We start from the raw sequence: 22,078 nt of genomic DNA, 5'->3' as shown, positions 1-22,078 counted from the left end.
TGGTTCCCAGAATCTCGTGGTAGCTGGCAGCCACCGGCGTATCCTTTGGTTTTAGCTACCGACCACCTCAGGGGATAATGGATGTCGATCGTGGAAGACGTAAGCCGCCAAATGAAAGACGCGATGAAGGCCAGGGAAAAGCTGAGGCTGAACGCTCTCCGCAACATGCGGGCAGTTCTGCTCAACGAAATGAAGAAGGACAACTCGGATGATCTGCCGGACGAGGTTTCGGTCTCTCTACTGCGTCGCCTGGAAAAGCAGCGGGGGGAGAGTATCGAGGCCTTTGACAGCGCAGGCCGTCAAGAACAGGCCGACGCAGAGCGCGACGAACTCGCGGTGATTCGCGAATTCTTGCCCCAGCTCGCCGACGCCGACGCCACACGAGAGATCGTCGTGGCCGCTATCGAAGCGACGGGTGCAACGTCCTCGGGTGACGTTGGAAAGGTCATGGGGGCCGTGATGAAGCAGCACAAAGGCAAGGTCGATGGAAACCTCGCGCGCAAGATCGCCGCGGAATTGCTCGAGGCGTAAGACTCGGGGGGCCAAACAAACAGGCTGTCAGAAAAGGGTGCCCTCGGAGGGTCTTACTGGGAAGAAGACCCTCCGAGGGCTGCCAACACTTTGCTGACCCCGAAAGGATACGTTCCGACCCGAATGGGATTCAAGTAAAATCCGGAGGAATCCAGTAAATTTTTCGATTTCATTTTCTCCTTCGACACACACGACTACAGCGCTGCCAATGAACGAAGCCTGCACATTTTGTTCAGCAACACGCAGAACAGACGCAAGTAGCCGTTCACATGCCCTGCACGCGCTGCACTTTCAACGCGTCGCAGCCGCCGGCGCAACTTATATGCAACTCTCACCGACAACATCCAACAGTCGCTTCTATTATTGATGATATGAGCGTCGCGCTGCGGAGCCAATTTCAGGCGAGATAGCGAGACAAACCACAACTTGCGCATCGATCGCGATGCCAAATTTCGTGGGCCCCATTCGGCGCGTTCGAGTACCGCTCGTAACACCTGGGGCAGCGACTCGCGGCAACCGCCCCACGTAGAATTGCCGAAAAAGTGGCACCGGCGATTCCAACAGCGAGCCCCACCACCGAAACCAGTACCAACACGGCTGGAAACCAGACCACGGGTGCCCAGGCCTCCGCCTGGCGCAAGTGATGAATTCTCAAGAGAGCCTGCGTTTCGCGTGAATTTTCGGGTTTGGACGAGTGCGCGGGATCGAGTGTGCTCATCGAGGAGTGAATCGCCATTTGCCGTGCGCAGCATGAGCGGTGCGATAGGCTTGGGCTCCCGCGGGTACCGCGGTTCGAGCGTAACCACCCACCGATCACGGGAGATCATTGTGCCGCTGTACATCTACCAGGGACGCGATTCAGAACGCGGGCTGGAACTGCGAAAGCAACACCGTGAGAGCCATCTCGCCCACATCTCGATCCTGGACGAAGCCGGGCGCATCCGCTTTGCCGGACCCCTGATCGATGCCCAGCAGAACCCGTGTGGCAGCTTGATCGTGCTCGAAGCAGAGAGCCTGGAAGCGGCCCGAGAGATCGCCGAGAGCGATCCCTACCAGGTCGAAGGGATATTTGGACAGCTCGAGGTTTTCGAGACCAAGGGCGTCTTTCCCAGGTAGTGCACCCAGGTAGTGCGCCCAGGTAGCGGGTCCTGGCACCGAGCAAAAAGCTCGCTCAGAACGGGCGCACCACAATCATGATGACGATGGCGATCATCAACACGGTCGGGACTTCGTTCGCGATACGGTAGAAGCGCTGGGGCCGGGTGTTGCGATCCTCGGCAAATTCCCGGAGCCAGCGCAGCATGGCGACGTGCACCCCCGCCAGGACGACCACCAGGACCAGCTTCACCGCCATAAAACCGCTCCCGCGCACCAGCGCGGGGTTGATGGCGAGCAGGGTCAGCCCCGCCACGAAGCTCACGATCATCGCCGGCGTCATGATCAACTGGGCGAGTCGTCGCTCCATACCCTTGAAGACTTCGCTCGTGACTGACCCGGGCTGCGCCTCGCAATGGTTCACGAAGAGCCTCGGCAGATACAGCAACGCCGCCATCCAGGAGATCACGGCCATCACGTGCAGCGCCTTGACCCATGGGTAGATTGACCAGAGCCAGGCCGAATCGTTCTCCATTGCATCCTCTTGCCCGTTTCTGCCAATTCCCAGCAGCGGCGGCGCCAGAGTCTAGCCGGGTCCCTGCCGGGATCGGTGAGCAAATCGCCGGGCAGGCGGGAACGAGATGATTCGCAGAGACCCATTGGTGAACAGAACGGAAGTAACTAAAATAGCCACTCGCCCACAGCTACGAATCCCCTCGGTGCGGAGCACTGAGGCGCACAGGAGTCAAAATGCTCCATCTGCGCGGTGCCCCCGCTCTTTCTGACGCCCGCCTGCGCGCACTCGAAGAGCGAATCCGCAGCCGTATTCCCGCCCTGCAAGGCATCGCCGCCGAATTCGTTCACTTCGTAGATGAAAGCGAAACCCTGAGCGACGCGGAGCGAAAGATCCTCGACCGGCTGCTCGAATACGGCCCAAAACGGGCAGGCGAGTCGGAAGCTCACGAGGGCCAAATGCTGCTGGTCACCCCGAGGGTTGGGACGATCTCTCCCTGGTCTTCGAAAGCCACCGAAATCGCCCAGATCTGTGGGCTCACACGGGTGCGGCGACTCGAACGAGGCATCGCGTATTGGGTGTCGGGAGCGCTCGCCGACGGCGTGAAAGAGATCGCCCCTTACTTGCACGACCGCATGACCCAGACGGTCTTCAGGCGCCCGGACGAGGCGGAGGCGCTGTTCCACCACGCTGAGCCCACGGCACTGCGAAAGGTCGATCTGCAGAGCGGTGGCCGCGACGCGCTGGTGCAGGCGGACCGGGAATTGGGCCTCGCCCTGGCGCCCGACGAGATCGACTACCTGGTCGAAAACTTCCGCGCGCTGGGACGCGACCCGACTGACATCGAGTTGATGATGTTTGCCCAGGCAAACTCGGAGCACTGCCGTCACAAGATTTTCAACGCCGACTACACCCTGGACGGGGTCGACCAGGAACGCTCGCTGTTCCAGATGATTCGCAACACCCACGCCATGTCTCCCGACGGTGTGCTCTCTGCCTATTCGGATAACTGTGCCGTGGTCGCTGGAAGCGAGGGCGGTCGTTTCTTCCCCGATCCGAAGACTCGGATCTATCGGGCGCAGCGCGAACAAATTCTGATCCTCATGAAAGTAGAAACGCATAATCATCCGACCGCGATCTCTCCCTTTCCAGGCGCCGCTACCGGTTCCGGCGGCGAGATTCGCGACGAGGGTGCGACCGGTCGGGGCGCAAAACCCAAGGCCGGGCTCACGGGCTACTCGGTATCGAACCTCAAGCTCCCGGGTGCCGTAGAACCCTGGGAACGGGATTACGGCAAACCGGATCGCATCGCCTCCGCCCTGGACATCATGCTCGAGGGACCGGTCGGAGGTGCGGCGTTCAACAATGAATTTGGCCGCCCGAACATCTCGGGATACTTCCGCACCTTCGAAGCAGAAGTCGAAGGGCCAGCAGGGCTCGAAGTCCGCGGCTATCACAAGCCCATCATGCTCGCGGGGGGCCTGGGAAACATTCGAGTCGAACATGTAGACAAACTCCCGATCCCGGCCGGCGCAAAAATCGTGGTGTTGGGCGGACCGGCGATGTTGATCGGCCTCGGCGGCGGGGCTGCCTCGTCGATGGCTTCGGGCTCGAGTCACGAAGATCTGGACTTTGCCTCGGTGCAGCGCGACAACCCGGAGATGGAACGCCGCTGTCAGGAGGTGATCGACCGCTGCTGGGCAGAGGGCAGCGACAATCCGATTCTCTCGATTCACGACGTCGGCGCCGGAGGGCTCTCCAACGCGCTACCGGAGCTGGTCCACGACGGCGGCTGTGGCGCCCGCTTTGAGTTGCGTAGGGTGCCCAACGCCGAACCCGGTATGAGCCCACTCGAACTCTGGTGCAATGAGAGCCAGGAACGATATGTGTTGGCGATCGCGCCCGAACGCCTGAACGACTTCGAAGCGTTGTGCGTCCGCGAGCGCTGCCCGCTTGCGGTGGTGGGCGAAGCGACCGACGACGGACAGCTGCAGGTCAGCGACGAGCACTTCGAGAACACTCCGATCGATCTTCCTCTCGAGGTCCTGCTCGGCAAGCCGCCGCGCATGCACCGCACCGCGACCCGGATCGCAGTACCTCACACGCCGCTCGATCTCGCCAGCATCGATCTCGACGAAGCCGCAAGGCGGGTACTGCGCCTGCCGACGGTGGGGGACAAGACCTTTCTCGTCACGATCGGAGACCGCACGGTCGGCGGTCTGATCTGCCGCGATCAAATGGTTGGCCCATGGCAGGTTCCGGTCGCCGACGCAGGAGTCACAGCGAGCAGCTTCGATGGCATTGCCGGCGAGGCCATCGCGATCGGCGAGCGCACACCGGTGGCGCTACTGGACGCAGCGGCATCGGCGCGCATGGCCGTCGGCGAAGCGATTACCAACATCGCCAGTGCTTCGATCGACACCATCTCCGACATCAAGCTTTCCGCCAATTGGATGGCTGCGGCAGGTCATCCCGGCGAAGACGCGAACCTCTACGATGCGGTCAGCGCCGTGGGCATGGATCTCTGTCCCGCCCTCGGCATTGCGGTGCCGGTGGGCAAGGATTCGATGTCGATGAAGAGCGTCTGGAATGAAGCGGGAAGCCAGCGCAGCGTGACCGCACCCATGAGCGTAATCATCAGTGCGTTCGCACGGGTCGGCGACATCCGCAAATCCCTGACTCCACAACTGCAGAGCAACCTCGGCGATAGCGTGCTGGTGTTGATCGATCTCGGGGCCGGCAAGAACCGACTGGGGGCCTCGGCCCTGGCACAGGTCTACGGAAAACTTGGGGTCGAAGCACCCGACGTCGACGATCCCGCAGTTCTGCTCGGCTTCTTTCAGGCGGTTCAGTCCCTGAACGCCGCGGGAAAGTTGCTCGCATACCACGACCGTTCCGACGGTGGCCTGTTTGCAACCCTGTGCGAGATGTCGTTCGCCGGGGGCTGCGGGCTCGCAATCGACCTCGGCGACCTGGTCGCCGATAGCGAACCCGAAACGGTTTTGGCCGCACTGTTCAGTGAAGAGTTGGGCGCCGTGATCCAGATCTCCAGCCGAGATCGGGACGCGGTCTTCGAGGAACTGGATCGCTTCGGTCTCGCCCAGTGCAGCCACTTGATCGGCAGTCCGGCGAGTCACGATCGGGTTGAAATCAAACTGGCGGGGACCGATCTCTACGCGCGATCCCGCTTCGACCTGCGCGGCGACTGGTCTTCAGTCACTCACCAGATGCAGCATCTCCGGGACGATGCCGAGTCGGCCGACGAAGAACATGCGAGCCGCAGCGAGCCGAGCAATCCGGGGCTTCGTGCGGTCGTCCCGTTCGATGCGAACCTGGACGTCGCCGCGCCTTTCATTGCGCGAAATGTTCGCCCTCGCCTGGCGGTGCTGCGCGAGCAAGGGGTCAACGGACAGATCGAAATGGCCGCGGCCTTCGATCGCGCGGGCTTCGAATGCGTAGACGTCCACATGAGCGACATCCAGGACGGCACGGTCACCCTCGACAGTTTCCTCGGACTGGTGGCGTGCGGCGGCTTTTCCTACGGCGACGTGCTCGGCGCGGGAGAGGGCTGGGCCAAGTCGATCCTGTTCAACGATCGCGCACGAGATCAGTTTGCCAGCTACTTCTCGCGCAGTGACAGCTTTGCCCTCGGAGTCTGCAACGGCTGTCAGGCGCTCTCGAACCTGCGAGACCTGATCCCCGGCGCGACGAACTGGCCTCACTTCGTTCGCAACCGGTCGGAACAGTTCGAGTCGCGACTGGCCATGGTGAAGATCGAACCGAACCCCTCGATCCTGTTGCGCGACATGGTCGGGGCAGAGCTGCCGATCGCCGTAGCCCACGGCGAGGGACGCGCCGAATTCGCCCCTGGAAGCCTCGAGCAGGCAAATGCGTCGCAACTCATCGCGGGACGCTTCGTCAACGGCCGGGGCGACACGGCCAGCCGTTACCCCGAAAACCCAAATGGCTCGCCTGAGGGCATCACAGCGCTCACCACCCCTGACGGTCGCGTTACGATCATGATGCCCCACCCCGAGCGCGTCTTTCGCACAGTGCAGTACTCTTGGCATCCGAGCGACTGGAGTGAAGATGCTCCGTGGATGCGATTGTTTCGCAATGCTCGGCTCTTTGTCGGCTGAGGCTCTTGGTCGGCTGAGGCTCTTGGTCGGCTGAAGCTCTTGGTCGGCTGAGGCTCTTGGTCGGCTAAAGGAGGATCTGATGGACGATCTCCCGCTTACATCACTGACTGCAATTTCGCCGATCGACGGCCGCTACGCGTCGAAGACCGCCGACTTGCGCCACATTTTCAGTGAGTACGGTCTGATCCGGCTGCGGGTAAAAGTGGAAGTGCAATGGCTCGCCTCCCTGGCCGCACATCCCCAGATCACCGAAGTTCCCGCACTGTCGAAGAAAGCCGCAAAAGTGCTCGACGCCATCGCCTCAGACTTCAACAGTGAGGACGCCTCGCGCGTCAAGGAAATTGAGAGCACGACCAATCACGACGTCAAAGCAGTGGAGTACTTCCTCAAAGAACGCGTGGCCGACGTAAAGGAACTCGATGCAATCAGCGAGTTCATTCACTTCGCGCTGACCTCGGAAGACGTCAACAACCTGGCCCACGGCCTGATGCTGAACGAGGCGCGGAAAAGCGCCCTGCTGCCCACAATGGGCGAAGTCATCGCGGCGATTCGCGATCTCGCGGTACAGCACGCCGAGGTCCCGATGCTCTCCCGCACCCACGGTCAGCCCGCCTCGCCGACCACCCTCGGCAAGGAAATGGCCAACTTCGCGTTTCGCCTCGAGCGGCAGCGAAGCCAGGTATCGAGCGTTGAACTCATGGGCAAGTCCAACGGCGCGATCGGAAACTACAACGCTCACCTCGCAGCCTATCCGGACATCGACTGGGCGGGTCACGCGCGTCAGTTCGTCGAGTCACTGGGACTCGTATGGAATCCCTGTACTGCGCAAATCGAACCCCACGACTACATCGCAGAACTGGGCGCGGCAATCGGTCGCTTCAACACGATTCTGATCGACTTCAATCGCGACGTCTGGGGCTACATCTCGCTCGGCTATTTCAAACAGAGCGCGGTCCCGGGCGAGGTGGGATCCTCGACGATGCCCCACAAGGTGAACCCCATCGACTTCGAAAACTCCGAGGGAAACCTCGGGGTGGCGAACGCTGTGATGGACCATCTCGCGAACAAGCTTCCGATTTCGCGCTGGCAGCGAGACTTGAGCGATTCGACGGTGCTGCGAAATCTCGGGACGGGAATTGCGCACACGATCATCGCCTACCAGGCAACACTGAAGGGCATCGGCAAGCTCGCAGTAGACCCGGTAGCACTGGCGGAGGACCTCGACAAGAACTGGGCCGTCCTGGCGGAACCCATTCAGACGGTGATGCGCAGATACGGCGTTGCGAATCCGTATGAAAAACTCAAAGAACTCACCCGGGGCGAATCGATCGACGCCGAAACCTTGGCAGCCTTCGTCGATTCGCTCGAAATCCCGGAAGAGGCCAAGGCAAGACTCCGTGCACTGCGCCCCGGGACATACCTTGGCGACGCTGCAAGTCAGGCCCGCAAGAGCTAGCGTGTGTATTGACTAGACAAGCACTACCACCCTGCGGACATCTTTCGCCTAAAGCATCAGTGAACCCTGCATTGGACTCCAGAGAAGATCTCAACCCGCCTGAAGACACAGACCGATCGCGCAGCCGATTTCACCTGGGCCCGGTGCTGCTCGTGCTGGCCCTGCCGCCGGTGCTGCTGGCCCTGAGTACTTTTACCGGTTTCGGACTGGAGCAGAACTTGCCCAGTCAGTCGGCCGTCGCCGGGGCATTTTGCGCGGTGATCCTTCCGGCCCTCGGCCTCGCCAGTATTTTTGGCGCAAGTTCCTCGGCCCACGGCCTGGCACTTTCGATCTGGTCCGTAGCGCTGATGTTGGCGTTTCCCCAATACATTTCCGAACGTCGGGAATCCGCCACCCGGATCGGACTCGAGTACCTGTCGAGTTCCCTGGACGCTTCGATGCAGCAAAAAGTCGTCGCGACCGGACTCGGTTGGCTGCGCCTCTACGGCTCGGAGCCGGAACGTATTGTTCGCGCGGAGCGTCGTGGGGTAAGGGAACGCCAGCCGGTCGGAGCCACAATTGCGACAACGAAAGTCGCAACAGAGCATCGGCCGACCTGGATTCCTTACGGCGGAGAAGGTCAGACGATTGTGATTCCTGTGCACATCGATGGACCGGAATTCGGCCAGCAATTGCAGTTTATTTTCGACACGGGTGCGACGCTTACCACCCTGACTCGAGATGCTCTGGACGCCCTCGACATTCAACTCGACGACGGAGCACCCACGATTCTACTGCGCACTGCTGCAGGAGAAATGGAAGCTCGCCTCGCACTCGTCGACGCCGTCTGGCTCGACGAGGAAGTGGTCGAGTGGGTCACGGTCGCGGTCTGCGAATCCTGTGCGAGCCCGACGACGGCGGGCCTCCTCGGACTCAATGTATCGAGCCACTTCCGGGTTTCGATCGATCATGAATCCGAACAACTCGAATTCGTCCCGCGTCGCGGTAGACGCAATCGCAAACTCGACATTCAACCTTGGCTCGATTTGAGCTCCGTGCTGCGTCGCTGGGACGATGGGCGACTCGAGTTGACGATCGAGGTCGAAAATCGATCCCGCCAGGGGATCCGCAGCAGCGTGCTCGAGGTGAAGTGCTCCGAAGAGAACTTCACCATTCGACTCGATCCCATCCCGGCATTTGGTTCCGTGAGTCAAGTGGCCTCCCTGCCCAGAAACAGCCTCTGTGAGAACTTCGAAATCAGGCCATTGGCAGCAAGCTGGGAAACCGACCGGTTCTAGCAGCCCGTTGAGAGTGGGAAACCGCGCCAGCTCGCTCGTCCAAGGTCTCGACTACTAGCGAGACCAGAGCTCCGACAATGCCATCGGGTGCACCTGAAGCCACTCGAGAAGAGGGTTGTACAAGCGCTCGAGGAATCGCGAGCAGAGGTGCTCGTCAACTTTCTCCCGGTCGGTTCGGAACGAACCGCAAGGTCTGCTTCATAAAGCATCCCCCCGAGCAATGCGGCGACGATCAGGCCTACACCCGGACAGAAGAATTCATTGCCGGGAGTCGGCAGGGCTGAACAGATCTCGGTTGACGCAGCGGCGACCCTGGCTCGCTTACATCGAACAGCGCATTAAATCGGCCGCGCTGTCGGCAACCATCGCGCACCCGCGTTCCTGGTCGGTTGCAGCCTTGCACTTCGTCAGCGTCTCGCTGTGGGAATCGGCGCGGTTTCCGAGCAGTTTGCGAGCGTGCCGCACCAGCTTGCTGCACTCGCTCGCCGCGACAGGTTCGTATGAGTCGCCGCAACCTGTTGCAAAGAGGAACGCGATTGCAGCGATGGCGCCCATCCAGCGAATCTTGCTGGCCTTCGAACCATTTCTAGATTTGTTCGTCGTTTCGATCATCAGGTCCTCGCTCGGTATTTCAACCGGCCATGCGTAGCCTTGAATGCCACACCTCTCCGTCGTCTCTCCGCCGTCAGAAATTTAGATCGCAACAGCGAGCGTCCTCGCAACCTACTCAGGGGGAGTGCTGAGTCCCGCAGAAGAAACCATCGGGGTGGGCTAGGAGAACCCAACACAAGCGAAAACGCTGTCATTCTTATCCGGAATCCCGATCACTATTCCGCGCGCAGGCATAAAGGAGATTCGTGGGTGTGCCGACCTGCGAAGGGATTGCCTTTTTCTGATCGACTCGAATTAGTCTGAGGTGAGGAGGCGCTGGTCTGTGTATTCGATTTTCTTCGGCGATTTCCTGCTCGAGGCAGGCGAGATCGACGAATGTCAGCTGTCCGAGGTTCTTGACTACCTCGCGGACGCGAACATTCCGGTCGGAAAACTCGCAATCCGAGGCGGTCTCCTGAATAAAGACCAGGTCGATCAAATTTGCAGCGCCCAACGCAGCCAGGACCTGGCCTTCGGAGAAATCGCCCAAGAACTGGGTCTGCTCAACGAAAAGCAGGTCACACAACTCCTGCACGAGCAGAGTGAGACGTTCCTGTACATCGGGGAAGCACTGGTGCAGCGCGGCGCAATTACTGAGGACCGGGCCAGCGTGATGTTGGATGTCTACAAACAACAGGCCGAAGCTCAATACGATACAGCCGACACGATTCCAGAAGAACTTCGCAGCCATCCATTCCTGCACCCGGTGCTCGAAGCACTTCCCCGAGTCGCACTGCGCTTGGGCCGTCTGCAGATTCGCACCTCAGCCGCACAGTACTTCTCGGGAACCCTCCCGCATCCACACGGAACCGCGATCCTGGTCGAAACTGACCCTGAGATTCGCATCGGCTTTGTCGCGAGTGACTCCCTCATCAACCGTCTCGCAAGCGAAATGCTCGCACTCGACGGCGACGCAATCACAGATTCAGATCGCGAAGATGCCCTCGGCGAGTTCGTAAACATCCTCGTGGGCCTCGCCAAAGCCAAAATAGAGGGCTCCGGCCCCCGAATCGAAATGGGCGTCCCAGAAACCTTGGCCAGCCCCGACGCGGGCTTCGCTTTCGAGCTGCAGACCAGCGGCGGTCGCGCAGCATTGATCCTCGACATCGTTTGAAACGTTTGTGATGAGTTCATTGAGTACATGTCGTGAAGGGTGGGTTGGATGGTTGTTGAGGGGGATGGGCGACGGCGCTGACAGGGGGTGAATTTTAATTCACGAATTGTAGTTTCGTTTATTTTATTTATCTGACGCATTATTAGGTTGATAAGGGCGATAGTCCCTGCTACAGTAGAGGCATGGCAGTAATCAAGCAGCTCGAACTTTGTCTTGCAGAAGCGCATGACCTCTGGACATGGGGGACCGCGCAAAGGGGCTGGGGCCAAACGGGTTGGGCGGGGCCAGGTGCCTCATCGACAGCGATCTAATTTCAATAGACTCACTCCCGCCCATGTGACGTTGCGTGTTGTAAAGGGACTCTCGAACCTTCGGCAACGATCACTCGTGATGGAAGTGCGGAAGACCTTCGCCCAGGGGTGTGAGCGCGGCGACTTCCGGCTGGTTGAGTACTCCATCCAGCACAATCATCTTCACATGATCGTTGAGGTCGAGTCTCAGGATGCCCTCTCCCGGGGCATGAAGTCGATTGCTGCTCGGTTTGCACTGGCTGTGAATCGTGTCTTTAAGCGCACCGGGAAGGTGATTGCAGGCCGATATCACGTTCAGCTTCTCACTTCGCCCCAGCAGGTGCGCAACGCGCTTCGTTATGTACTTCTCAATATTCGAAAGCACTTCAAACAGCGAAACGGCCATGCGCCGCCGGTGAAGATCGACGAAGCCTCTTCGGGCAGCCAGTTCGACGGCTGGCGCGCAAGCTCCGAGAGCTTGCGCGTGAAGGCATCCACCCAGGAAGAAGTAGGAGTCGCCAAGGCAGCGAGCTGGCTCCTCAGCAAAGGCTGGCGCAAACGCGGCCTAATCAACCTCTCCGCAATACCTGGCTAAAAACTCTCCCCCACCCCAGCCCTCTCGCCGACGCCCAGCCCGTCCGCACTACCAAACCGGCCCTTTTCCCTAACCGCCCAACGGGCAACCAAGCCGGGTAGAAGGATGCCCCCGAGCCTCCTCCGCATAGGCCCGTGACTGTCCGTTTAGCGATCCCCCGGACGAACCAAGGTGACATCCCCCGCAATGACCCGCAGAACTTCACCATCATCTCGCTCGAGCTCGAGCGCACCATCCTCCGCAATTCCTCGCGCCGTACCGAGCAAAGTCGACCCGTCCACCCCCGAAACTTGAACCTGCTGCCCCTTCATCGAAAAACGTGCGTCGTAGCGGGGGAGCAATGCCGTAAATCCCTTTTGAGCGTGGAGGTCGAGTACTTCTTCGAGGCATGTGTACAACTGCCGGACGAAGGCGGCGCGGTCGATTGTTTTTCCTTCGTGGCTGCGCAGGCTGGTTGCGCGATCGCGGAACTCTTCGGGTAGCTCGCTGCGTTCGATGTTGAGGTTGACGCCGATTCCGAGGATTACGAAATCGATTTGGGTGGCTTCGGCGCTGAGTTCCATCAAGATGCCCGAGGTCTTGAGCCCCGAGAGCAGGATGTCGTTTGGCCATTTGATTGCGACACAGTCGGGGTCGCTCAGGGAGTTGGCGATTGCGTCGGCCACCGCGATCGCCGCGCTCGGAATCAGGGTTGGTGCCTGGGCGGTGTCGAGTTGGGGGCGCAGCACGATTGAGGTGTAGACGTTCAGATACTGGGGAGAGAAGAAGGAGCGACGCAAACGGCCACGCCCGGCGGTCTGGCCTTCGGCGACGACCGCGGTTCCGTGTTCGGCTCCCTCTCGGGCGAGATCGAAGGCGACCCGATTGGTCGAATCCGTCGAGTCGAAGTAGTGGATGTCCTTTGCGAGCCAGAGATTGCCGAGCCCGGCCTGGAGTTCCTCGGGATACAATCGGTCGGGCCGTGAGGTCAGCAGGTAGCCGCCGCCGCGTTCCCCCTCGATCGTATAGCCGCGACCTCGCAAGCGTTCGACGTGTTTCCAGATCTGGGCGCGGCTGACGCCGAGTTGTTCGGACAACCGTTCTCCGGAGAGCGGACTTCCCGGCGACTGGCCGAGGATTTCGAGGACCCGTCCTGCGCCGCCGCTAGCCACGATGCTTGCGGCGGCGGGCCGCTGTCCCCGGTCCCGCCTCCATTTCGAGCGAAACGTCCGCGACTTTGGCGGAATGGGTGAGGGCGCCGACGGAGATTCGATGGACGCCCGCTTCGGCATAGGCTCGGACATTGTCGAGCGAGATGCCGCCGGACGCTTCGAGCAATAGACCCTCGGGCATTGCATCGGCGATCTCGCGGATCTCTGCTGGGCTGCGGTTGTCGAGGAGCAAGAGATCGACCCCTGCATCGACGGCTTCGCGAGCCTGGTCGAGGGATTCAACTTCGCACTGGACGCGCAGGTTTGCCGGAGCGTTTTGGCGAGCCAGTCGCACGGCTTGGGCAACTCCACCCGCTGCAGCGATGTGGTTGTCCTTGAGCAAGATGCCGTCGAACAGGCCGATGCGGTGATTGCTACCGCCCCCGGCCAGGACCGCGTACTTGTCGAGCAGTCGCCACCCCGGAATGGTCTTGCGGGTATCGATGATCTCGACGCCACTGCCCGAAACCGCGTCGACATAGGCTCGGGTGTGTGTGGCGACTCCGGCCATGCGTCCGAGAAAGTTGAGTGCGAGACGTTCGCCCGCCAGCACGCTCAAGACTGAACCGGAGATGCGCAGCAAAGGTGTTCCAGCTGGAACCGTCTTGCCGTCTTCGGTCTGAAGCTGGAGATCGAGCCCGGGATCGATGCTGCGAAACACTTCTTCGACCAATGGCAGGCCACACACCACCATGGTCTGACGCGATTCGATACGGGCTTGTCCACGTGCATCTCGCGACAGGACCGTCCCACTCGTTACGTCGCCTGGGCCAATGTCCTCGGCGAGCGCCAGCACGAGCAGTGGGCGCCAGGCGGATTCGGGAGGGAAATGGAGATTGGACACGGACGCTCCGATAGAAAATTCGCGCCCAGTCTAGCAGCTCGAAATTCAGCTCGGGCTGCGGAGGCTCTCTATCGGCGTCCTACTCTTCGCCTTCTTCTTCGCCCTTCATGCGGCGAATTTCGTCACGAATCAGCGTCTCGGCCATCTGCGGGATGACCTCCCACGCGATCTGTTCGACGCGCTTCATGAGCTGGCGGACGATGTCGTCCGAGAGATCGGAGAACGCTTCCCACGCCACCTTTTCAAGGGTGTCGTTGATGCGATCGCTCATCTCCGGAGTGATTGTGGGACGCGTGTCCTTGCTGCCGGCCGCGCTGGCTTCCGGGTCCGGAACGGGTGCGGAAGGTGCGGGTTCTGGATCGCTCTGCGGACTGAGATCCAATGGGGACGTGTCGCTTTTGGCTGGGGCCGGCGGAGTTGGGTCGGGAGTCATCGAAATGGGATCGGGGGCCGTCTGGACTCCGGCCGGAATGCCGGCGCTCCAACTGGCATTGTCTCCCCCGAGATCGACGTTGAGGTCTGAAGCCGAAACATCGTAGTCGTTGGCATTGGGGGGCACGATCGACTCTGCGTTGGGTGCACCCGCGAAGTCGATGTCGAGTCCCTGAGACGGAGGCAAGCCGGACGCGGCGGGGTCAGTGAGCGAATCGCCCAGGTTCGTATCGAGGTTTGGGCCCGTCGCGAACAAGTCTTCGCCCAACACGGTCTCGTCGCCATCCGGGGAGTCGATGTCGACTGCCGGCATCGCGGGTTGGCTAGCAAAGCTAAGTCCATCGAGGTCGAGCGAATCGTTGTCGGTCACTGCGTCAGGTGAAATGCCGGCAGCTTCAGCTTTGAGCGGTGCAGTTGGCGAATCCGTCGGAGCCGTGGGGGAAGGCGCGGGAGCGTCCTTCAGATTCATGCTGCCGATCGCAGTTCCAGTGGGGTCGTTTTCGCTGGCTTCGGGGCTTGCAGCACCGATCAGACTCGAATCTGAACTCAGACCCGGGCTGCCGAGAAAATCGTCTACCAGGACCGTCTGGCCGGGGTCGCTTGTTGCAACTTCTGATGCAACCCCGACGGCAGCTTCCGGGGAGTCAACGGCCAGGCTGTTGTCCAACAGATTTTCACCGAAGCTCTCGGGCATGATCGCGATGGTGCGGTCGCCACCAGCTCCGTCGAGCAAATCACTCAGGTCGGGACCGGAAACCATCGCGACCGTTTCTGCGCCCACGTTTTCTGCGCCCGAACCGTCCAGCGGTGACGTCAAGGGTTCGTTTTCGTGGTTTGTGGGTTCAGCGGTGGTACTGGTGCCAAATGCGAAGCTTTGGGCAGCGCTCGCCTCAGCCGGAGTCGAATCTGCGGAGGCTGCCGCTTCGGAGCCAGCCACATTCTCGTCAAAGAAATCGCCGTCAGCTGCGGGGGCCGGGGCTTCGGATGCTGCTTGTCTTTGCGCGAGAATCTCGGTGACACGGTCGACCAGGACTTGGGCCTCGAAGGGCTTGGTGATGTGACCGGTCGCACCTACGTCGCTGGCGCGACCTTCGTCGAAGGCTTCGAAGGTTCCCGTGAGCAGGAGCACCGGTGTATCTGCGAGGTCGGGGTTGCTGCGGATCGCAGAGCAGACTTCGTAGCCGCTCATTCCAGGCATCACGACGTCGGCGAGGATCACGTCGGGTTTGCACTCAATGGCACGGGTCACGGCATCGTCGCCGTTGTCCACCGTGACGATTTCGATGTCCTCGTTGGCGAAACTCAGGCCAACCAGCTTCTGAATCACCACGCTGTCGTCAGCAAGCAGCAGTGTAATCGGCATCTTCTCTCCCGTGGATCGCACATGACCCCAAGCGTTCGCGTGTGGACCGCGCCCAATGCGGCCCGTTCCACAAGCGTACATCTGGTGCGTAGTATCGTCGCCTGAGTGAGCGCAATTGATCGGTATTTTCAATTTTCTCGGCTGTAGAGATGGAACTCGACAGGTTCAAGCAGTGGGGGTGTAACACCGATACCGTGAGAGAGGAGCTGGAGCTGGATGATCCTGCAAGCGAGCGCAGCGACCGATGTGGGCTTGCGTCGGCGTATGAATGAGGATCGTTATGCTCTGGTGCCAGATTTGGGCCTCTATCTGGTCGCAGACGGCATGGGAGGGCATCGCGCCGGTCAGATGGCCAGCCAGATCGCAGCCGAGACCGCAGTGCGCACCATTTTTGCTCTCGAAGGCGCGGTTATCAGCCTGTCCGAAAAACTCAGACAAGTCGTAGCCTGTGCGAATCGAGAAATCTTCAACGCCGCCCGGGAGAACCCAGAGTTTGAGGGCATGGGGACCACCCTGGTAGCCATTTTGGCCGCGGAGGGTCGCTTGGCCCTGGCACACGTTGGAGACAGCCGTGCCTACCTGTTGCGAGACGGCTTGATTCGGCCACTGACAGACGATCATTCGCTGGTGGCAGAACTCGTCCGCCGCCGTCAAATCACCGCGGAGGATGCACGGGAGCACCCCCATCGTCACGTGCTGACCTGTGCACTCGGCGTGCGACCCCAGGTCCAGGGGGATTTGCTCGAAATGACTCCCAGGGAAGGGGATGTCTTCGCCATGTTCAGCGACGGCCTTACCACTCACCTGCGAGACGAAGAGATCGCACTGGCGCTCAGCAACACCCCGGACCTCCAGGAGGCCTGTGACGGCCTGATCAGCATGGCAAACGATCGCGGCGGTGAGGACAACATCACCGTGGTGTTGGTGCGCTGTGAAAAATCTGGGGAGTAGACCGGCGCCTGAGATCGGCGCCGGTCTTCCCTGATGGACGGATGGATTGACGGATGCAAGCTTCCGTCACCCTGACGACCGGGACCGATTAGCGATCAACCGTCGCCTTGAGCTTTGAGCGGAGTCGGAGTACCGCTTTGGTGTGAATTTGGCAGACCCTGGATTCAGTGATGCCGAGGATGTTCCCGATCTCTTTCATGTTGAGATCTTCGTAGTAGTAGAGAGAGATGACGAGGCGCTCTTTCTCGGGCAGTGTGCCAATCGTGTCCGAGATGACGTGCTTTGTCTCGAGTACCTTCAGCGAAGCAAACGGATTCTCCGAGCTGACATCCTCGATGATGTCGGCGAAGCTGCCCGTCCGATCCATGTCTGAGTGATTGCCGCGGATCTCTTCGAGATTGACTAGCGAGATGCCGCGCACTTGGTTGAGCAGGTCGTGAAACTTATCGATCTGCAGGCCGAGCGAGTCGGCGACTTCGTCTTCGGTGGCGCTACGGCCGAGGCGCTGCTCGACTTCTCCGTAGGCGCGTTCCAGTTTACGGCTCTTCTGACGCACGCTTCTCGGTACCCAGTCCAGGGATCGCAACTGGTCGAGAATCGCACCCTTGATACGAAACTCTGCGTAGGTCTTGAACTTACAGTTCTTGTCCGGATCGTATTTCTCGATCGCGTCCATCAATCCGATCACGCCGGTGTTGTGGAGGTCGTCGAGATCGATGTGGGACGGCAAGCGGACCGCGATACGATTGACGATGTATCGGATCAGTGGTGTGTGTTCGAGAACGATCTGTTCTTTCAGACCCGACGGAATTGCGCAGTACTTTTCTTTTGCATCTCGGAGCAGAGCTTCCATTTTCTTCCTTGGCCACGTCGAATGAACTTGCTTCGGGGACAGTCACCTGCTGTCTCGCGATGTGATGTGCGAGGTAAAAGCAGGGGTCATGCCAAAGTCTTTGGTAGGCGAAGAAAAGTTATGAGAAGTTTCCGCAGGCATCGCACTCCATCGAATATGGAATGAATATAATTCAATAAATACAATGACTTACATAACTTTATGGAGTTCGAAATGGCGTGGGTAGAATGCTTGCTTGGGTGCAGCCTGATGCGGCACTTCCCATCATTTGCGCGCATCTGCGTCACGATTTCGACGAAAAATCGCAATACGAATTACGATTCCGTCGCTCGCTTGACGCTATTTGTCACGCGCATACATCCACGCCGATTGGGCGGGTCTTTGCGGTCTTGGCAAATGAGCAGCTGAGTGGATTATCGGAATGCGTCCGCAGAAACTTCAGGACGATTGGGGCTCGAGCCCCTTTTTCTTGATCTTCTCGAGCAAAGTCGTGCGATTGAGTCCGAGAAGTCCCGCCGCCCGATTTTTGTTCCAGTGAGTCTGCTCGAGGGCTTGCAGGATGAGGTCTGTTTCGAGTTGAGCGACGACCTCGTTGAATTCGATGCCGGCGTCGGAAACCCGAGGGGCAGGGTGCGATCTCTCCTGCACACGATGGAACTGCGCCGGCAGATCTTCACCGCCAATCTCGCCTTCTGAACGCAAGATCATCACGCGCTCGATCAAATTTTTGAGCTCGCGCACGTTTCCGGGCCACGCGTAGTTCATCAGCAGCTTCATCGCTTCTTCACTAATTCCGTCTATCTCCGTGTTCCGCTCCTGATTGCCCAGATCGATGAAGTGATGGACCAGCAGCGGGATGTCGTCCACCCGGTCGCGCAAGGGCGGGGCCTCGATTGGGAGCACGTTCAAGCGGTAATAGAGATCTTCGCGAAAAATTTTCTTTTCGATCAGTTCTTCTAGATGCTGATTTGTGGCAGCAATTACGCGCACGTCGACTTTGATGGTCTTCGATGAACCGACCGGCTCGAAGGTACGTTCCTGCAGGACCCGTAACAGCTTGACTTGCAGGTTGGGGCTCATATCCCCGATCTCGTCCAGAAAGATGGTTCCGCCGTCTGCTAGGGCAAAACGGCCTTCTCGGTGGTGCACAGCGTTGGTGAACGCGCCCTTTACATGTCCGAAGAGTTCGCTTTCGAGCAGTTCTTCGGGGATGGCGCCGCAGTTCACCGTCACCATCATGCGATTTGCGCGTCCACTGTTGTAGTGGAGCGCCCGCGCGATCAGCTCTTTGCCGCTGCCACTCTCACCGGTGATCAACACGGTACTGTCGGTGTTCGCGACTTTTTCGACGATACTTAGAACCTCTTGCAGTGCCTGGCTCTTGCCAATGATGTTGTCGAATTTGTAGCGAGAGCGCAGTTGGCTGTGCAGGGCGCGGTTTTCCGTTTTGAGTCGCCCGTGTTCGATCGCCTGGTCGACCAGGCGCCGAACGACGTCGAGTCTTTCCTGCTCGAAGGGCTTTTCCAGGTACCAGAATGCTCCAGCGCGCAGGGCTTCAATGGAATTCTCGGCGCTGCTGTAGCCCGTGATCACGATGCACGGGAGGTCGGGTTCGACATCGTGAATCTGGCGGACGAGTTCGAGGCCGTTGATCCCCGGCATCTTGATGTCGCAGAGCACCAGATCGACCGGCTGCGAAGACACGATGCCCATGGCCTCGGTGGCGTCCCGGGCCATCAGCACGTTGTGACCAACGCGCGCGAGAATGCGCTCTAGCGCTCGACGGTAAAGCTCTTCGTCGTCTACTACCAGTACGTGAGATTTTCGCAGGGTGGTTCTCCGGCTAGCGGAGGGGGGCTGGAAAAATATTAGACGCACTGTGAGCCGCCATCAACCCAAAGTCAACAAGCCGAGTGCGAATTCCGCGCGAATTTTGACACATTACGAATCACAAAGCCTTTAACATCGGTGAGAAGTGACTTTTGCATCGGTAGATCGGCTTTCCGGCGTCCGCGGGATCGGATACAATGGAGATTCTACATCCAAGCCCCCCGAACGAATGCGGCCAGTGCGAAGCCGGCGTGGGAGCCAATGGTTTGGAACGATCATCCCCGACGATCCGTATCGTAGTCCTCGGACCCCAGTTCACCGATCTCGAATCCGGCGCGAGCGACACGCTTCGCTCGCTCGGGCGGCTCGGTGCGGAAGCATCGATTGATACGCGATCGATTGTCGCGACCTTCGGCGACGATGTCGACCCTGACGCGCTCGACCTGATCGTGCTGGACTGCAACGACAGGGAAGAGAATCGTCGTTGGTTGGACTGCGTGAGCACCTTGGGGCCACCGATCCTGGTCGTGTTGCGCGACGACGACGAAGAAACCGCGCTGGATGCTTTCCGCTGCGGCGCCACCCAGTGTGTTCGGGCCGGCGAAGACTACGCGAATTTGCTGCCCGCGACTGCCCTCGAGCTGATCCACAGTTGGCAAGGCCAGCGAGAACGGGGAAAGGTCGAACGGCGAATTCGCTGGCTCGAAGATCTTCACGACGCCATCGTGAGCCAAATCCCCGCGGCGCTCGTGGTGATCGATCGCGATGGGCGGGTCGTGACCGCCAACCCCGAATGTTCTCGTCTGTTGTCCATTTCGGAATCCTCCGCGATCGGCAATGACTTTGTGAAGGTTTGTCCAGAAGAGCTCTATCGCGAAGGCGAGTTGGCTGTGATGCTCGCAGCGGCGCGCAGAGGCGAGCACGTTCCCGCGCGTCGAGTTCGTTGGAATCGTGTGGGCAGTGTGTCCCCCCTGGTCGCCGACGTGCATAGCCAGCTCCTGAACAACGAGGGGCGAGTGCTGCTGGTGCTCACCGACGTCACTGAAATCGAACGACAGGTCGAGCAGATTGATGAATTGCAGCGCTACAACGAAAACATCATTCAGAACATCAACAGCGCATTGGTGGTCGTGGATACGGCGCGGAAAATCAGCTTCGCAAACCCGACCGCCGAAAGCATTCTCGGGGTCGAGAGTGGCAAGCTGATCGGACGTGCCATCGCGGATTGGTTCCGTGACGATGAAGCCGAAGAGAACTCGATCGTCCGCACTCTCGTTGCAGGAGTCAGCTTCAAGGGCGCGGAGAGCTTGATCGCCTGCGAAGACGGTCGCATGATTCCGGTGGGGATTTCATGCAGCCCGCTGCTCGACCGCGCGGGGGAACCTCTGGGCGCGGTGGCCATTTTCCAGGACCTGAGCGAAATCAAGCTGCTCGAGCGCCAGATGTTGCAGAGCGAGAAGATGGCGTCGATCGGGCAACTGGCCGCAGGGGTGGCCCACGAGATCAACAACCCCGTCGGCTTCATTCACGCGAATCTATTTCAGGCTTCGGAGTATCTGCAGGATCTCGAAGGGGTCTGGAGTCGACTCGACGTCTTGCAGGAAACGATCGAAAATGGCCGAGGCATCGATGAAATCCGTGCGGCATCCGAATCGCTTCGACAGGTCTGCCGTGAGATCGACCTCGACTACGTCAAGAAGGACTTCGCCAAGGCTCTGAGTGAATCGCAGGAAGGATCAGAGCGAATCCGGCACATTGTTCGCGATCTGCGCGATTTTTCACGGCAGGATACCGGCGAAGCCACCCTTGCTGACGTCAATCAGTGTATCGATTCCACGGCACACATCGTGTGGACCATGATGAAGCACGTGGTGACCCTGAAGAAGAACTACGCGGAGCTTCCTCCTCTGCGCTGCTATCCTATGCAGCTCGAACAGGTGCTGTTGAATCTTCTGGTCAATGCCTGTCAGGCGATTGAAGAGAAGGCCGACGACGAGTCGGGAATCGCGGGCGAAGTCGAAGTGCAGACCGAAGCCCGTGACGGAGGGGTGGCGATTACCATTCGCGACAACGGTGTCGGGATTCCGGCAGAAGATCTCGGTCGAATCTTCGATCCGTTCTTCACGACAAAGGACGTGGGAGCGGGAACAGGTCTGGGGCTTTCGACGTCATATAGTCTGATTCAGCGGCACGGTGGCGAGATCAAGGTTGAAAGTGAAGTGGGCAAAGGGACTATCTTTGAAATCTGGCTTCCCGGGGGCCTTGAAGCGGATAGCCCGGTGGAGGTAGAAACAGATGGGGACTGACACGGACGAGACTGAGCCCGTCGTCTTGATCGTCGACGACGAAGTCCGAATTCTCGCTGCCATGCGACGAACCTTACGTCGCGAGGGTTACGAAATTTTGACGGCCGAAGGCCCTTTTGAAGCGCTTTCAGTGATCGACCAGCGAAACGTAGATCTCGTGCTTTCGGATCAAATGATGCCCGGCATGCGTGGTGTGGAATTGCTCGAAGAAATTGGGCGGCGAAGTCCGAAGGTCGTTCGGATGTTGATCACGGGCTGGGCCGAGGAGATAAAAGCCGATGAACTCGGATCCCTGGGCATTCAAGGGCCCCTGCCCAAGCCATGGGACGACGCCGAATTGAAGGAAACACTGCGCAAGGCGCTGGCAGTTGTCGGCGCGCGCAGAGTCGAGCAAGAGTAGCTTTCGCTCGACCCGTGCCTCAGAGTTTTCGCAAATACTCGATCGATGCGTTTTGGGTGTTCTTTGCCCCCACGTTGAGAACGCGAAACCGGCGCTGACTGCCCTTCATGTAATACAGCCGTCCCTTGCCCGCGAATCCCATTTCGAAAATCGTGAGATGCGGAGGGATGCCGCCGACCTTGCGACGCACCGATACGTTGTCCGCTTCGTCGTTCAGGCGTTTGAGTTTTTCTTCGCACTTGAGCTT

The 22,078-nt window shown here is 59.7% G+C and carries 18 protein-coding genes; 10 read left to right on the top strand and 8 right to left on the bottom strand.

Annotation, left to right across the window (positions count from 1 at the left end; all coding sequences use genetic code 11):
• Positions 1-81: 81 nt before the first annotated feature.
• Both IH881_14230 and IH881_14225 read left to right on the top strand, forming a co-directional pair.
• Positions 82-531 (top strand): GatB/YqeY domain-containing protein, encoded by a 450-nt coding sequence (locus tag IH881_14230; protein MCH7868850.1) that lies wholly within the window; start codon positions 82-84, stop codon positions 529-531.
• Positions 532-1,281: 750 nt separating this feature from the next.
• Positions 1,282-1,647 (top strand): hypothetical protein, encoded by a 366-nt coding sequence (locus tag IH881_14225; protein MCH7868849.1) that lies wholly within the window; start codon positions 1,282-1,284, stop codon positions 1,645-1,647.
• Positions 1,648-1,702: 55 nt separating this feature from the next.
• On the opposite strand, the gene hemJ is transcribed toward IH881_14225, so the two are convergent.
• Positions 1,703-2,131: a protoporphyrinogen oxidase HemJ gene (gene hemJ, locus IH881_14220; GenBank protein ID MCH7868848.1), complete on the bottom strand. Its 429-nt coding sequence runs from the start codon at positions 2,129-2,131 to the stop codon at positions 1,703-1,705.
• A gap of 245 nt (positions 2,132-2,376) precedes the next feature.
• Here hemJ and purL point away from each other — a divergent pair, with 245 nt between their 5' ends.
• From purL to IH881_14205, 3 genes are all read left to right on the top strand, one after another.
• On the top strand, positions 2,377-6,279 hold the full coding sequence (gene purL / locus IH881_14215) for a phosphoribosylformylglycinamidine synthase (GenBank protein MCH7868847.1): 3,903 nt from the start codon (positions 2,377-2,379) through the stop codon (positions 6,277-6,279).
• 79 nt (positions 6,280-6,358) lie between these two features.
• The gene (gene purB, locus IH881_14210) at positions 6,359-7,735 is read left to right on the top strand and encodes an adenylosuccinate lyase (protein MCH7868846.1); all 1,377 of its coding nucleotides are present in this window, start codon (positions 6,359-6,361) and stop codon (positions 7,733-7,735) included.
• 71 nt (positions 7,736-7,806) lie between these two features.
• Positions 7,807-9,012 (top strand): retropepsin-like domain-containing protein, encoded by a 1,206-nt coding sequence (locus IH881_14205; GenBank protein MCH7868845.1) that lies wholly within the window; start codon positions 7,807-7,809, stop codon positions 9,010-9,012.
• Between the two features lie 321 nt (positions 9,013-9,333).
• Here the strand turns inward: IH881_14205 and IH881_14200 are convergent, their stop codons facing one another.
• Positions 9,334-9,624: a hypothetical protein gene (locus IH881_14200; GenBank protein MCH7868844.1), complete on the bottom strand. Its 291-nt coding sequence runs from the start codon at positions 9,622-9,624 to the stop codon at positions 9,334-9,336.
• A 322-nt stretch (positions 9,625-9,946) separates the two neighbouring features.
• Here IH881_14200 and IH881_14195 point away from each other — a divergent pair, with 322 nt between their 5' ends.
• Both IH881_14195 and IH881_14190 read left to right on the top strand, forming a co-directional pair.
• Entirely contained in the window at positions 9,947-10,777 is an 831-nt protein-coding gene (locus IH881_14195; GenBank protein ID MCH7868843.1) for a chemotaxis protein CheX, read from the top strand.
• A gap of 225 nt (positions 10,778-11,002) precedes the next feature.
• Complete coding sequence (locus IH881_14190; GenBank protein MCH7868842.1) at positions 11,003-11,662, top strand: transposase; 660 nt, start codon at positions 11,003-11,005, stop codon at positions 11,660-11,662.
• Between the two features lie 146 nt (positions 11,663-11,808).
• Here IH881_14190 and IH881_14185 read toward each other — a convergent pair whose 3' ends face one another.
• The 3 genes from IH881_14185 to IH881_14175 form a co-directional block, all read right to left on the bottom strand.
• Entirely contained in the window at positions 11,809-12,813 is a 1,005-nt protein-coding gene (locus IH881_14185; GenBank protein ID MCH7868841.1) for a biotin--[acetyl-CoA-carboxylase] ligase, read from the bottom strand.
• Positions 12,806-13,654, bottom strand: coding sequence for a carboxylating nicotinate-nucleotide diphosphorylase (nadC, locus tag IH881_14180; GenBank protein MCH7868840.1), 849 nt, complete (start codon positions 13,652-13,654; stop codon positions 12,806-12,808). The genes IH881_14185 and nadC overlap by 8 nt, the downstream gene beginning before the upstream one ends.
• A 121-nt stretch (positions 13,655-13,775) precedes the next feature.
• Positions 13,776-15,491, bottom strand: coding sequence for a response regulator (locus tag IH881_14175; protein MCH7868839.1), 1,716 nt, complete (start codon positions 15,489-15,491; stop codon positions 13,776-13,778).
• Between the two features lie 216 nt (positions 15,492-15,707).
• Between IH881_14175 and IH881_14170 the strand changes: the two genes are divergently transcribed.
• Positions 15,708-16,442 carry a Stp1/IreP family PP2C-type Ser/Thr phosphatase gene (locus tag IH881_14170; GenBank protein MCH7868838.1) on the top strand — a complete coding sequence of 245 codons (735 nt, stop codon included), beginning with the start codon at positions 15,708-15,710 and terminating at the stop codon, positions 16,440-16,442.
• A gap of 88 nt (positions 16,443-16,530) precedes the next feature.
• On the opposite strand, the gene IH881_14165 is transcribed toward IH881_14170, so the two are convergent.
• Together IH881_14165 and IH881_14160 are read right to left on the bottom strand one after the other, a co-directional pair.
• Positions 16,531-17,295 carry a FliA/WhiG family RNA polymerase sigma factor gene (locus IH881_14165; protein MCH7868837.1) on the bottom strand — a complete coding sequence of 255 codons (765 nt, stop codon included), beginning with the start codon at positions 17,293-17,295 and terminating at the stop codon, positions 16,531-16,533.
• A gap of 438 nt (positions 17,296-17,733) precedes the next feature.
• Positions 17,734-19,125 carry a sigma-54-dependent Fis family transcriptional regulator gene (locus IH881_14160; GenBank protein ID MCH7868836.1) on the bottom strand — a complete coding sequence of 464 codons (1,392 nt, stop codon included), beginning with the start codon at positions 19,123-19,125 and terminating at the stop codon, positions 17,734-17,736.
• A gap of 266 nt (positions 19,126-19,391) precedes the next feature.
• On the opposite strand from IH881_14160, the gene IH881_14155 reads away from it, so the two are divergent.
• Together IH881_14155 and IH881_14150 are read left to right on the top strand one after the other, a co-directional pair.
• Complete coding sequence (locus IH881_14155) at positions 19,392-21,431, top strand: PAS domain S-box protein (GenBank protein ID MCH7868835.1); 2,040 nt, start codon at positions 19,392-19,394, stop codon at positions 21,429-21,431.
• Positions 21,421-21,831, top strand: coding sequence for a response regulator (locus tag IH881_14150; GenBank protein MCH7868834.1), 411 nt, complete (start codon positions 21,421-21,423; stop codon positions 21,829-21,831). The genes IH881_14155 and IH881_14150 overlap by 11 nt, the downstream gene beginning before the upstream one ends.
• A gap of 19 nt (positions 21,832-21,850) precedes the next feature.
• Here IH881_14150 and IH881_14145 read toward each other — a convergent pair.
• A partial coding sequence (locus IH881_14145) for a hypothetical protein (protein MCH7868833.1) occupies positions 21,851-22,078 on the bottom strand: 228 nt, incomplete at its 5' end.

The organism is Myxococcales bacterium (assembly GCA_022563535.1).
Taxonomy (GTDB): Bacteria; Myxococcota_A; UBA9160; order UBA9160; family UBA4427; genus DUBZ01.
Note: the sequence above shows the minus strand (reverse complement) of the source record. Positions and strands in the feature narration are given on the sequence as shown.

Coding starts and splice junctions, on each gene's coding strand:
- IH881_14230 (MCH7868850.1), top strand. CDS start 82: ATGTCGATCGTGGAAGACGTAAGCCGCCAAATGAAAGACGCGATGAAG.
- IH881_14225 (MCH7868849.1), top strand. CDS start 1,282: ATGAGCGGTGCGATAGGCTTGGGCTCCCGCGGGTACCGCGGTTCGAGC.
- purL (MCH7868847.1), top strand. CDS start 2,377: ATGCTCCATCTGCGCGGTGCCCCCGCTCTTTCTGACGCCCGCCTGCGC.
- purB (MCH7868846.1), top strand. CDS start 6,359: ATGGACGATCTCCCGCTTACATCACTGACTGCAATTTCGCCGATCGAC.
- IH881_14200 (MCH7868844.1), bottom strand. CDS start 9,624: ATGATCGAAACGACGAACAAATCTAGAAATGGTTCGAAGGCCAGCAAG.
- IH881_14190 (MCH7868842.1), top strand. CDS start 11,003: ATGACCTCTGGACATGGGGGACCGCGCAAAGGGGCTGGGGCCAAACGG.
- IH881_14175 (MCH7868839.1), bottom strand. CDS start 15,491: ATGCCGATTACACTGCTGCTTGCTGACGACAGCGTGGTGATTCAGAAG.
- IH881_14170 (MCH7868838.1), top strand. CDS start 15,708: ATGATCCTGCAAGCGAGCGCAGCGACCGATGTGGGCTTGCGTCGGCGT.
- IH881_14165 (MCH7868837.1), bottom strand. CDS start 17,295: ATGGAAGCTCTGCTCCGAGATGCAAAAGAAAAGTACTGCGCAATTCCG.
- IH881_14150 (MCH7868834.1), top strand. CDS start 21,421: ATGGGGACTGACACGGACGAGACTGAGCCCGTCGTCTTGATCGTCGAC.